The organism is Flagellimonas sp., assembly GCF_965601775.1.
Lineage (GTDB): Bacteria > Bacteroidota > Bacteroidia > Flavobacteriales > Flavobacteriaceae > Flagellimonas.
This window is the reverse complement of record NZ_OZ271837.1, coordinates 1,909,239-1,921,908: the sequence shown is the minus strand read 5'-3', so window position 1 is coordinate 1,921,908 and position 12,670 is coordinate 1,909,239. Positions and strand designations below refer to the sequence as shown.

Below are 12,670 nucleotides of genomic sequence, written 5' to 3'. Positions count from 1 at the left end.
CCGTATTTTAAGAACAAAGTACGAAGTATGAAAAGGTTTGGATATGTAATAGTGGCTTTGTGTTTTGGAGTTGCTATGAGTTGCTCGTCGGCAAAGGACCGTGTTGTTACTGAAGAGCAAAAAAAGGAACTGGAGACATTAGTCAACAATAAAACGTTTGAATTCAAGGCTAGATGGGCTAGACCTTTAGTAACATCAAGTCTAAATAGCGTCGCAAACGCCGGATTGATTCAACAAGGCAGTACCATAAACAATGTTGACTTAACGGGTAATGCTAATTTTCTAAAAATGACAGGTGATAGTGTGTCGGCATATTTTCCGTATTATGGGGAAAGGCAAATAGGAGGTGCTTATCCTCCCACGGATAACGCGATTAAATTTGAAGGAATTCCCGAGGATTTGAAAGTAGACCAAAATAGTAAGGGTTATCAAATAAGGTTCAATATCAGCAATAAAACAGAAACCTATCAGGTTACCGCGCAGTTGTTTCCCAATAAGAATGGAAACATTAATATAAATAGTACCCATCGTCTACCCATTTCTTATGTGGGAACTGTGAGTTCTACAACTTCGGAATAAGCTAAATCGAATGAATAGTCGGCGGTAATGCTAAAAAAATGTTAAGGTTTTTTTTTGGGACATGAATAAGGATGAGCTAGGTTATTTTTGAGTAATGACTCAGCTAATTCGAAACCTCCCTTTTGCGGTACTTTGTATCGCTTTCACTTTTTATGGGTCTTTTGCTCAAACCAAAGAGAAGTTAATCTACGATTGGTTCGACCAACAAACCGGTCAGGAATCCTCGGCTTTGTATAATGGTGTGCAATACGTTAATGAATTTGTCATATTTGACGGAAAGCACCAATTCTTTGATACGGATTCTTTTGTTCGAGGAAGTGTGGTATATGATAACAATCGGTTCAGTTCAGTCAGTTTCAAATATGATATATTCAATGATGACCTAATTCTAGCTCCATTTGGTTCTTCGGGAAGTTTTCCTTTTAAATTGATTCGCAGTAAAGTCCAACGTTTTTCATTTGAACAAAACGTTTTTGTAAATGTGAATACCCTCATTAGTTCATCCAGAGATAAGAACATTGGGTTTTGCAAAGTGGTACGAGAGGGTGATTCTATTCAGACCTATCAAAAAATATGGAAAACCCCAAGGGAAAGAAACAAACAAGGAAGGGTGTATTATGAGTTTTTGAAGAAAGAGAGGTTTTATTTGGTATATAAGAACAGTCTCTACGCCGTTGATGGAAAAGGCGATTGGATTGCTGTTTTTCCTTCGCAAAAGGAAACCATTAAATCGTTCTTTCAGGATAACAAAAAACAACTCAAAACCGAACCCGAGCTTTTTTACATGAGATTATCCACACAAATTGATAGCCAACTCCAAGAATCTAGTTTTGCCAATGAGAGTTAGTTGTCTAATAGGTTTGATTTGTTTGCTACTCGGCACCAAATCATGGTCGCAGAATGATTCTAAGAATATTACGGTTTCCTTTGATAGTATTCCGTTACAACAGGCTTTCGATAAAATAGAAAGTATATCCGACTATCGTTTTTTCTACGTGGACGAGTGGTTGGGCAATGATACGTTTTCAGGTCAATATGTCAACTCCCAAGTTTCAAAGATTTTGGAGGATATGGTTCAGGAACGAACCTTGAATTTCTATTTCTTGGATGATGCGCAGATTATCATCACTCGAAATAATGCCATTTATGATGAACTTCCGAAGGCATTTAGAAAAAGGGAAGTTGATGTAGATTCCTTAACGGTTGAATCGGAAAATGAAGTTGCTACCGAAGGTTTTCCAGTCCTGATTAGAAAGACACAGTCGGGAAATAGGGGCCAAGTAGAAACTTTTCGTATTGGTAAGGCAATTAGAGGTCAAAACAAGACTAGTGCCAGGGTAAGTGGTTATGTTACCAACGCCGAGACCAAGGAGCCCATTCCTGATTTACAAATCATAATAAAAAAATTAAACCTTGCGGTATTGACCTCACCAAGAGGATTCTACGAAATGCGGTTGCCGGTAGGGACCCACATTCTGGAATTACGTGCTTTAGGGATAGAAAATGCTACCAAACGACTTGTGGTTTACAATGATGGCAGACAAGACTTCCAGATGTTTGAGAGTATTGAAGCTTTGGATGAAGTAATTGTAGAAGCCGAAAGTGACAAAAACGTATTTCGAACATCCAGTGGCACGGAAAGCATAGATACGGAAGAATCAAAAAACATTCCTTTGGCTTTGGGGGAACGTGATATTTTAAGGGTTGCCTCGGCCTTACCCGGTATCGCTGCAGCTGGTGAAGGAGCGGAGGGCTTTAACGTAAGGGGAGGAAGAGCAGACCAAAACCTTATTTTGCTGGATGATGCAGTAATATATAATCCCCAACACTTCTTCGGCGTGTTTTCGGCCTTGAATCCCTCTGCCATAGGAGAGTTCAATGTGTATAAAGGAAGTTTGCCAGCGGAGTATGGCGGTAGGTTGTCTTCAGTATTTGAAATTCGTACCAAGGATGAAATACCTGAAGACATTGGGGTGGATTTGTCCGTAGGTCCTGTTACGAGCAACGCTTTGGTTGAAATCCCAGTGGTCAAGGGTAAATCCTCATTAATGGTAGGAGGTAGGGGAGCCTATGCCAATTGGATTTTAAGATCCTTGGACGAACCTTCTTTGAATCGCAGTGAGGCTTCCTTTTACGATGCGCTGGCTAGTTATACCCATAAAATCAATGATAAGAACACGGTAAAGGTAACAGGGTATTTGAGCAGGGATGATTTTAGCATCACATCTGACTCTTTATATGTCTATGAGAATAAATTGGTTTCAGCGAGATGGGACCATGCCTTCAATAACAAAAATTCTGCGAGCTTGATCCTAACCAGCAGCCAATATGATTTCAACATTGAGTTTGATGGCAATCCAAACTCGGATTTTCTTTTCGGGTATGACGTAAGTGAAAGTGAGGCCAAACTGAAGTTTAACTACATACGAAATTCTGCTATGCGGTTTGACTACGGTATTTCTGGTAAGTTTTATTCGGTGAATCCCGGGAATATAGAACCTATTTCAAGCACCTCAATCACAGAAGCGCGGGAATTGGATTCTGAAAAGGGACTGGAATATGCGGCCTTCCTGTCAACCGAAATCAGTTTTGCGGAAAAGTTTTCAGTGGAAGCAGGTTTACGCTATTCGTTCTTTACTCTTCTTGGCGAGAGTACTCAACAAGTATTCGCAGATAACGCCCCCCGGAGTACAGCAACCATTGTTGAGACCCTTGAATTTGAAAATAATGAGGCAGTGGAAACTTTTGCAAATCCAGAATTTAGATTGTCAGCAAGATATCTCATTAATCCCACCTTATCTGTAAAGGGAAGTTTTGGAAGAAATTTTCAATACATACACCGTTTGTCCAATAACACCACGGTTTCTCCCATTGACACTTGGAAACTTTCCGATTTGAATATTCAACCCCAGCGTTCAGACCAATATACCTTAGGTTTTTTCAAGAACTTAAACGATAATGAATTTGAGCTGAGCCTTGAGGGCTTTTATAAACAGTTCGATAACATTCTGGATTTTAAGACGGGCGCGCAAATTTTGTTGAACGACAACATTGAATTGGAAACATTGCAGGGAGAGGGTGAATCGTATGGCGTGGAATTCCTACTAAGAAAGAATAGAGGGAAGTTAAATGGCTGGTTGGGATATACCTATTCACGCTCCTTAATACGCTTTGATAGCCCTTTTGAGGAGGAAAGAATAAACAACGGGGATTTGTTTCCGTCCAATTTTGATAGACCCCACGATGTGAGCTTAATAGCAAATTATAAGTTCTCCCGAAGGTTCAGCCTATCTACGAATTTTGTGTATCAAACAGGTAGACCTGTAACGGTTCCTATTGGTAATTTTACTTTTGACAATTCTAAGTTTGTAGTGTTTAGTGATAGAAATAGTTTTAGGATTCCAGACTTCTATCGCTTGGATATAGGACTAAATATCGAAGGGAATCACAAAAAGAAGAAGTTGGCGCATAGTTTTTGGACGATTTCCATTTACAATGTACTGGGAAGAAATAACCCTTTCTCGGTATTTTTTGTGACGGATGAAGGTGAAATCAGAGGGGTTCAAACTTCAATTTTCACTATTCCTGTGCCATCCATAACGTATAATATAAAGTTCTAAGGGTATTGAAAAGATGATAAAACGTATCCATAACTTCTTAATTTTCATGTATGCCATTCCACTATTGCTTTTGTGGGGATGCACAGAACCCTTTAACGCACCTGTTGAAGATTTTGAGGATATATTGGTTATTGATGCATTTATTACCGGAGAATTAAAGACCCAAGAAATCTTTATCTCAAGGACATTTCTGTCAGGAGAAGATGTCCGGTTTGAAAGTAATGCTTCTGTGCAGGTTACTGATGATGCCGGGAATGTTTTCCTCTTTCAAGAAGATGAACCCGGAAGGTATATCTCTCAATTTGAGTTCAGTGCCCAACAGGACCGCTTATATAGTCTTTCCATAGTAACCGAAAATGGCAGTTCTTTTAGTTCTGGTCCTACTGGTATGACAGGGATTAGTGTGCTTGAAAATTTAGAGGTAGCCATTTCTACTTCTGAGGATGGTCAGCAAGGTTTATCGATATTCGCCGATGGTGAAGGTGTTGGTAGTGGTGCGAGTTTTTTTCGATATGACTACGAGGAGACCATTCAAATTGTTTCTCCTTTTGGTTCCGACTTAGATTTGGTCATTACATCTGTGGACCCACCATTATTGGAAGTAGTCTCCAAAACCGTTCAGGATAGAGTTTGCTATAGAACCCAAAATTCCCAAGAGATTATTATCGCCAGTTCAGAAAATCTTTCTTCCAATCGAATAGAGGATTTTGAGGTGAACTTTATTCCCAGTGACGATTTTGCACTGCGTAGTCGGTATAGTATTTTGGTCAATCAATACGTTCAATCGGCAGCGGCTCAGAGTTTTTATGAGGACTTGCGCGAGTTTTCGAATATAACCACACTCTTTGCGCAGACCCAACCAGGTTTTGTGCAAGGGAACATAGATTTGGATAGCCCAACAGGGGAGCGGGTCTTGGGGCTATTTGAAGTGGCCTCGGTGAGTTCGCAAAGAATTTTTATTAATCGTGAAGACTTTTTTTCCGACACACGACCCTCATTTTTAATAGGATGCACGGACTTGGAGTTCGGTCCAACAGACCCACTCCTTTTCCAATTAATTCAGCAGGGAAGCCATAAATTTTTTGCCTTTGGTACAGGAACCTTCTTTATTGTTGAGACAGGATGTGTGGATTGTACAACTTTTGGTTCTAATGTCCGACCAGATTTCTGGGAAGACTAAATTAAAGATTGATGAAAACAGGTATTCTTTGGATTTTTTTATTTGCCTCGGTACTGAATTTGCCCGCCCAGAATCAAATTACTTCCAAGTTTCCTATTAGCGAAACCCAGGAATTGGTTCATGTTAGTTTCAACGAATCATTTCTATTGTCAGGGGAATATTTCTATTATAAGTTTTCTTGTCTAAGCGCGAATACCAAGTCAACAAGCAGGTTGAGTAAAGTGGGGTATTTGGAACTTATGGATGAAACAGGCTCTTTGGTTTTTAAACACAAAATCAAACTTAAAAATGGTCTGGGGTACGGTGATTTTTTTGTGCCGACTTCAGTTAGGTCAGGTCGGTATAAATTGATTGGTTACACCCAATGGATGAAAAATTGGGGCCAAGCAACTTTTTTTCAGGAAGATATAATTATAATTAATCCTTATACATCCAATCAAAGGACCATACTTGAAAATAAGAATGAAAGTAAGGACCTTAACGTTAAAAATAGCAGAGCAAAGGTAGCCCGAACCCGTTCTGACTCACCTATACAATTTCCGCAGAACAAAAGGACTTTTGGGAAAAGAAAGCCGGTACAACTGCTTCTTGAGGAAGACTTGAGAGGAAACTTTTCCGTATCCGTAAGAAATGCGGCTTCTTTTGCAAGGATTGAAAAGGGGAAGCGCGATGAAACCAATTTTTGGGAACGTTACCCCGCTTTAAAAGCTAATCAGGTCGAAAATTTACCTGAGCTACGGGGTGAGCTTATATCAGGAGTTGTTACGGACATCAAGAGCGATATGCCCGTTCAGAATGTTAAGGTAATGATTACCGTTCCCGGCGAACAATATGAAGTACGAATCGTTACCACCAACCAATCTGGAGAGTTCTACGCCAATCTAGATGGCAAATCCCAGGGAAATAGGATTTTCGCGCAAGTGATGGGAAGTAATTCTAATGAATATAAAATAGTCTTGGACAGTGGAGGAAGAAGTTTAAATCCTGAGCAACTTGATTTCGCCTCTTTTGAATTATCTGATAATTATGACACGATTATTTTGGCCAGAAGCATCCAAAATCAGATAGAAAATGCGTACTTCTCCGTAAAGCCGGATACCTTGTTATTAACTGCAGCCGAGCTTCCCTTTTATGGTAAGGTGGGCAAGATATATGTCTTGGATGAATACACCAGATTTCCAACAATTGAAGAAACCGCATTGGAAATATTGGACAAAGCATGGTTGTCCAAAAAAAATGATGATGTCGAATTTGCGCTACGCAGTGATAATGGGGAAACACTTGCCCAAGAATACGGTTCGTTATTGATTGTGGATGGTATTCCAATCCCGAATCAGAAATCATTCATACAAAACTATGATGCCTATAAAATAGAGAGTATTGCCATAATTTCGGACCAATATCGAATTGGGAGTTCCATTTTTGATGGTATAGTGGATGTTAAGACGAAAAAACTGGATTATTTGAGTAGCAGACTTGATGCCCAAGAAGGTTTTGAAGTTTTAAGACCTGTAAACAATAAAAACTATTTTAGACAGTCCTATTCCTCCCAAGCATATAATACTAGAATACCCGACCAACGCAATCAGTTATTATGGATTCCTAATTTAAATCTGGACGACAATGCTGATAGAACTATTGAATTCTACACTTCCGATATCGTGGGAGAATTTACGATAGTGCTGGAAGGGTTTACTGAAAATGGGGTGTTTCTAAGGTATGAAGAACAAATATCGGTCGAGTAAAATATTTGTGCAAAAATGCCTAATAGGTATTTAATATGCTTCGAAATAATCAAAGTGTCTCTAAACGGAGAAATTGGTTTCATTTGATTTTCTAAATAGTTTTCTTCTGAAATTTTAGGCGGGTTGCAGTTTTTTAATTTCACCTTTCTGGAATTGTGTAAAAATCATCACAAAAACTATAATGATAAATACGAACGCCCCAAAGGTGAATACCATAGTGGTGATACGTTCAAAAAGCATACCTCCCGCAATTAGTCCCAACATACTGGCAATGCTTCCCATAGAAGTGCCATAACCCTGAATAGCACCTTGAGTGTTTTTGCTTCCCAAAGAGGACAAAAGGGCCAAAAAACTGGGCCACATCAGTCCATTGCCCAATGAAAGTAATGTATTGGCCAAATAGAGTAGAATTATATTGGTGGTGGAAAGCAAGAAAAAACTTGAGGATAAGATGATTGCTCCTAAAACAATCAATACACGACTGTTTATTTTTTTTGAAAGACTACCCAGAAGAGGCCCTTGTACCAAAATCATCAACAAACTGGAATAGGCCAGGAAAATGCCTAAATCTATGGCCGACCATCTTAATAGGGCATTGGCATAAATGGGAAGTCCGGCATAGAAAAGACTGAAGCCAAAAAAAGTTAGGAAATACACTAAATACAGAGGCTTCACCCCATCAATTTTCAAAATACGTTTGAATCCTTTACTTGATTCTCCTTGAATGTCCTCGTGGCCCTCGGTGTAACAATCTTTATGCTCTACTTGAAAAAATCGTCTAACATTTCGTAGCGAAACCCCTTTGGTATCAACAACGCATGGAACACTTTCTTCCAACCTAAAATTGATTACGAAGATGGCTATTAAAGAAATCAATGCCGCAAGAAGTAAGGGTAAGACCTCTCCAAGTAGGGTAGAAGCCAGAATTCCAGCAAAAGCAGGACCTAATACAAAACCTAAACTAGTGGAAGCTCCCATACGACCAAAATTTTTGCTTCTATCTTCATCCGTAGAAATGTCCGACATGTAAGCATTGGCCACGGAAATATTTCCACCGGTAAACCCATCAAAAATTCGAGCTAGGAAAATGACAACTAAGGGCAAGGTCATTATGTAGTTGCCCGTTAAATCCGTAGTTTGACTCCAAAGCGGTATTTCTGGTATAGCAAAGGCGATAAGAAAAAGGGTCCATGCAACAAAAGTCCCCATTTGGGATATCATCAAAACTTTTTTTCTTCCAATCCTATCTGAAAGTTTACCTAATATTGGTGCTCCGATAAATTGAAAAAAGGGGTACATCGCTCCCAAAATCCCGTAAATGAAACCATTGCCCCCAAAATCGGTAACAATGAAAATCAAAATAGGTATTACCAGACTATAGCCTAGTATTCCAATAAAGTTTACAAGCAGGATTGGAAAAATCCTTGACTTAAAAAAGGCAATCAATGTTATCGTGTTTATGCTTCCCTGAAGGTAACCAATTAAAAGTTATTAGGAGTATTGGTATAATTCTTTCAGGGTGCTTCTTTTATCGAAATTCCCTAATTTGTAGGACAAGTAAATCAACCCATAAACCATGTACACAAGAAGAATATTTCCTGTAAAAGGGGTGATCAAATGGACTAGAAGACATATTTTTCTTTTTATCCTACTTGCCACCATTCCTGTAATATTGTTTGATATCCTGCGGTGGAAATGGCTCCATGTACCTTGGTTGCCTCTTGGGGTTTTGGGTACAGCTGTAGCTTTTATCGTGAGTTTCAAGAACAATGCATCTTATGACAGACTTTGGGAAGGTCGAAAAATTTGGGGTGGTATAGTGAACGCTTCAAGGTCTTGGACTATTATGGCTAAGGACTTTGTTACCAATAGAAATGTCAAAAATCCAAAAACTGAAAAGGAATTGTATGAGATTAAAAAGGAACTGGTGCATCGCCATGTAGCTTGGTTGACGGCCTTGCGCTATCAATTGCGGAAAGACAAACCGTGGGAAATGCACCTCAAAAGCCAAAAGTCCAATAAGGAATTTAGGGCCACCCAGTATACCGTCTTGGAAGACACGATTCCCATGGAAGAGGCGATAGAACCATACATCTCGAAAAAGGAGGCTGACGAAATATTCCAAAAAGGAAATCAAGCCTCGCAACTCTTAGGAATTCAATCAAGACGCCTGTCTGAATTGATGGATGAAGGTGTAATTGAAGATTTTAGGCATATGCAAATGATGTCGATGCTTACCGAACTTTATACCTTGCAGGGTAAGAGCGAGCGAATCAAGAATTTTCCCTATCCTAGGCAGTTTGCGACTTTGAACTATGTTTTTGTTTGGATTTTTATTTTGTTGTTGCCTTTCGCTATCATGGAGGAGTTCGAGGTCATTGGAGGTACAATTGTGGCTTATTTGGGAAAAAACCCAGCATATTTTGAGATAACCCACAACCTTCAATTGTTCATAGCCAAACATTTTGTTTGGTTTTCCATTCCCTTTAGTGCCTTGATTTCATGGGTATTTCACACAATGGAAGCGATTGGGGAAAATACAGAAAACCCATTTGAAGGAGGGCCAAATGATGTGCCTATTACGGATTTGAGCAGGGGCATAGAAATCGATATCCGACAACTAATCGATGATACGGATATTCCTGCGCCACACGAATGGAAAAACCATATTGTCATGTAAAAAAGGGCCTCTTGGAAAACGAGGCCCCTTTCACCTAAAATCAACCATCAACCAATTCTTGTGAACCTAAAATTTATTGTACCAAGACAAATCCATTGACTGCTTCGGCTATCTCATATCCCAATCGTAAACCCTCATCACAATCCATCCGGATATGAACCCCTAGAGGTATTCTGGAATACGCGTTCTCTTCGGCCATATCGCTGAATGAACCAAATTGTCTGGGATTTCCGCGAAATTCCGTTCTTCCTTCATGCGATCTATCCGTAAAATCTACTGTATCGCCAAACTGATTGATAAAAATACCAGCAGCGGCAGAAGCAAATGTAGAGTGTCCCGAGGGATACCCAGGAAAAGTAGGGTTCGGCCAAAAAATAAATCGGAAGAGGTTTGTCTGGAAGTCGGGGTCAATGAACTCGTGGATATATACATTCGGTCTCATAACCAAGTATTCGTATTTGTCTGCCCATGTGGAAACTGCCGCATCATTCAACGAAAAGCCAAGCTTCTGTAGCAGGACCAGTGCTTCGTCATGACCTAGGTCAAATTGTTTTATTAATTGATTGGCAATGGAAATCTGCCTACCTGGCGGACTCATCATCAATCCCTCTACGTCATCAGACCAAAATTCAGCAATCCAAAGTTGTTCGTTGTTGGTTTCCCGGGCTTCATTATTTACCTCATACACCTCCAACATTTGCTCATAATATTCACTATTAAGGTCTTCACTGTATGCTATTGGAGTAATTGTTGAAGTCTCATCAGGACTGATAACAAAGGTTCGAACCTCTCCCCAATATGGAAACAAGCCTCGTTCCTCTTCGGCACTGTAGGTCCAAAAACCATCTCCAACTGGAGGTTCATAGGAAGTGGGTTGGGGGTCTAGAATTTGTTCTTCTGCTTCAGTATCGGTTTGGGCGAAGGCTATAATACGTGCCGCTACATGCCTTCCCCATCTTTGGGAGTTTGCAATGGATTCCTCCGATACATCATCTTCTAAGGTATTTCGTAACCTATCTTCTGTTTGTGTGATTAAATTCCTTTGTTGACGAGGTATATTTATCATAAAATGGTCAAGAACCTCGGCATAACAGGTATTCAAGGCTAGTCTTACATCCACATCATCTTCTAGCCGATTCTGTTCAATACTGAGTTGGCCAAAGGTGTTTTCAAACGAAATACCGTCTGGAATTTGATGAACAGCTACCTCATATCCTGCCAAGTGGATATAGGCAAGGGCACGAGCCGTTGCATTTGGACGCATTCCCGTTGCATATCGGTCTAACTCTAACCAGGTGTCGTTCCACTCGGTTATGACCCAAGTCATTTCACTGGAAACCGCGTTCGTTGCGTCAATATCTTCGTCATCATCCATGGCTATTTCATCTTCTTCCAATGCCGTAATTAGGTCATCGTCTGAATCTGTTTCGCAGGATACTAGGAATAATCCCATGCAAATCGCCAATACACTCAATTTAAAAAACTGGATTTTTTTCATGCTTTACGTTTTAAGTTTAACTTCTGATTTGGTTTCCTCAAATGGATAACCCTTTTCACAGTTTCACTTGTGTGGTGGAAAATTGAAAAGTGTAATGACATGTCTATAGGGTGTCAGTTTTAATGATTAGGTATGCTGCACAAGAAGTGCGGTTAAAAGTTTGGATGTGGTTTCTTGCGAAAACTTGCGCCCAAAAATGCCTCAAGTCCAATTTTTAGAAAACTTTATGATTTTAATGACGAAGGAAACGGAAGCCTTCTTTGTGGAAAGGTGTTGGCAGAGAATGATTTAATGCATAAAAAAGCGACGATTTAGAAAACTAAATCGTCGCATACTTCTTTTTTTATGTACTATAATTTTTGTGAAAACCATTTTGAAGCTTCCCCTACGGATTGATTTACCTCATCCTCTTGGTCGTAATAATTAAATTGGTGAAAAGGGGATTCCAATTCGGTTTCCATCCAATGCAGTTTTTTATCGGTTGATGCAATCTTTTCGAAGTAATTTTTGGTGTATTGGGGGAGCACCGCTCCATCAGAATGTATCATCAAGGTTGGAATCGTTAGTTTGGTGGCAGAGGGCATTGGGTCTGCAGTCAGCCAATCTTCCCAAGACATTACTGCGAATTTGTCAGCGCTCCATTCTTTTATTGCACCACGTTCTGGATTCAAATAATAATCGTAGGGTCCATACATGGCTGCAGATTCATCCTCGGTAGATATGGAGGGGATGTATTCAACTACCCCATTTTCTGCGTAGTTCTTTTTGGCTTGCTGGGCGGCCTGTATTTTTGCTTGAACTCCTTCTTCACCACCATAGAACAATTTCACGGCTTCGGCATCATGTAACCAAGAGGCCGTGGTGACCACAGATTTGATCCGGTCATCTTCTGAAGCGGCCATCAAGGTGTACATGGCCCCAGCACAGACGCCAAAGGCACCTATTTTGTCCTTATTTACTTGCGGAAGGGTTTCAAGAAAGGTGACTGCATTTTCAATGTCCACTTTTTTTAAGGAAGGGCTTTCATAAAATCTGGGTTCACCTTCGCTTTCTCCAAAATTTCTAAAATCGAACGCTAAAGTGATAAAACCTTCTTCAGCTAGTTTTTTCGCATATAGTCCAGCCATTTGCTCTTTCACAGTGGTCCAACTTCCAGACACCACAATAGCAGGATACGATTTGGCACTATCAAAATTTTCAGGGTAGTACAGATTTCCTACCAACGTACTGCCTTCGCTATTGAACTGTATTTTTTCCATAGTTTTTTGTTTTGAGATTGTGTTTTGTTGCATTTCTTGTCTTTCGTTTTTTGTTTTACAACCTGTGATGAGAATCACTGCGGTAAGTATTGCAATTGTCCTTTTCATT

At 39.9% G+C, this 12,670-nt stretch carries 9 protein-coding genes; 6 read left to right on the top strand and 3 right to left on the bottom strand.

The genetic code is table 11. The features are described from left to right. Positions 1-27 precede the first annotated feature (27 nt). From ACSLUF_RS08860 to ACSLUF_RS08840, 5 genes are all read left to right on the top strand, one after another. Entirely contained in the window at positions 28-579 is a 552-nt protein-coding gene (locus ACSLUF_RS08860) for a DUF4251 domain-containing protein (RefSeq protein ID WP_435625755.1), read from the top strand. Between the two features lie 94 nt (positions 580-673). Further along, positions 674-1,426, top strand: a complete 753-nt coding sequence (locus tag ACSLUF_RS08855) for a hypothetical protein (RefSeq protein WP_435625754.1) — start codon at positions 674-676, stop codon at positions 1,424-1,426. Beyond that, on the top strand, positions 1,416-4,199 hold the full coding sequence (locus ACSLUF_RS08850; RefSeq protein WP_435625753.1) for a TonB-dependent receptor: 2,784 nt from the start codon (positions 1,416-1,418) through the stop codon (positions 4,197-4,199). Before ACSLUF_RS08855 ends, ACSLUF_RS08850 begins: the two co-directional genes overlap by 11 nt. Before the next feature lie 13 nt (positions 4,200-4,212). Continuing rightward, complete coding sequence (locus ACSLUF_RS08845) at positions 4,213-5,379, top strand: DUF4249 domain-containing protein (protein ID WP_435625752.1); 1,167 nt, start codon at positions 4,213-4,215, stop codon at positions 5,377-5,379. 11 nt (positions 5,380-5,390) lie between these two features. Continuing rightward, positions 5,391-7,124, top strand: a complete 1,734-nt coding sequence (locus tag ACSLUF_RS08840) for a hypothetical protein (protein WP_435625751.1) — start codon at positions 5,391-5,393, stop codon at positions 7,122-7,124. A gap of 114 nt (positions 7,125-7,238) precedes the next feature. Here the strand turns inward: ACSLUF_RS08840 and ACSLUF_RS08835 are convergent, their stop codons facing one another. Next, positions 7,239-8,570: an MFS transporter gene (locus ACSLUF_RS08835; protein ID WP_435625750.1), complete on the bottom strand. Its 1,332-nt coding sequence runs from the start codon at positions 8,568-8,570 to the stop codon at positions 7,239-7,241. Between the two features lie 130 nt (positions 8,571-8,700). On the opposite strand from ACSLUF_RS08835, the gene ACSLUF_RS08830 reads away from it, so the two are divergent. Next, positions 8,701-9,804, top strand: coding sequence for a bestrophin family protein (locus ACSLUF_RS08830; protein WP_435625749.1), 1,104 nt, complete (start codon positions 8,701-8,703; stop codon positions 9,802-9,804). Between the two features lie 73 nt (positions 9,805-9,877). Here ACSLUF_RS08830 and ACSLUF_RS08825 read toward each other — a convergent pair whose 3' ends face one another. Beyond that, positions 9,878-11,302, bottom strand: a complete 1,425-nt coding sequence (locus tag ACSLUF_RS08825; protein ID WP_435625748.1) for a vanadium-dependent haloperoxidase — start codon at positions 11,300-11,302, stop codon at positions 9,878-9,880. Between the two features lie 350 nt (positions 11,303-11,652). Next, positions 11,653-12,669 (bottom strand): alpha/beta hydrolase, encoded by a 1,017-nt coding sequence (locus ACSLUF_RS08820; RefSeq protein ID WP_435625747.1) that lies wholly within the window; start codon positions 12,667-12,669, stop codon positions 11,653-11,655. Position 12,670 lies beyond the last annotated feature (1 nt).

Bases quoted from the DNA above. Each gene is read 5' to 3' on its own strand.
- ACSLUF_RS08860 (WP_435625755.1), top strand. From the start codon at position 28: ATGAAAAGGTTTGGATATGTAATAGTGGCTTTGTGTTTTGGAGTTGCT.
- ACSLUF_RS08820 (WP_435625747.1), bottom strand. From the start codon at position 12,669: ATGAAAAGGACAATTGCAATACTTACCGCAGTGATTCTCATCACAGGT.
- ACSLUF_RS08830 (WP_435625749.1), top strand. From the start codon at position 8,701: ATGTACACAAGAAGAATATTTCCTGTAAAAGGGGTGATCAAATGGACT.
- ACSLUF_RS08855 (WP_435625754.1), top strand. From the start codon at position 674: ATGACTCAGCTAATTCGAAACCTCCCTTTTGCGGTACTTTGTATCGCT.
- ACSLUF_RS08840 (WP_435625751.1), top strand. From the start codon at position 5,391: ATGAAAACAGGTATTCTTTGGATTTTTTTATTTGCCTCGGTACTGAAT.
- ACSLUF_RS08850 (WP_435625753.1), top strand. From the start codon at position 1,416: ATGAGAGTTAGTTGTCTAATAGGTTTGATTTGTTTGCTACTCGGCACC.
- ACSLUF_RS08845 (WP_435625752.1), top strand. From the start codon at position 4,213: ATGATAAAACGTATCCATAACTTCTTAATTTTCATGTATGCCATTCCA.
- ACSLUF_RS08825 (WP_435625748.1), bottom strand. From the start codon at position 11,302: ATGAAAAAAATCCAGTTTTTTAAATTGAGTGTATTGGCGATTTGCATG.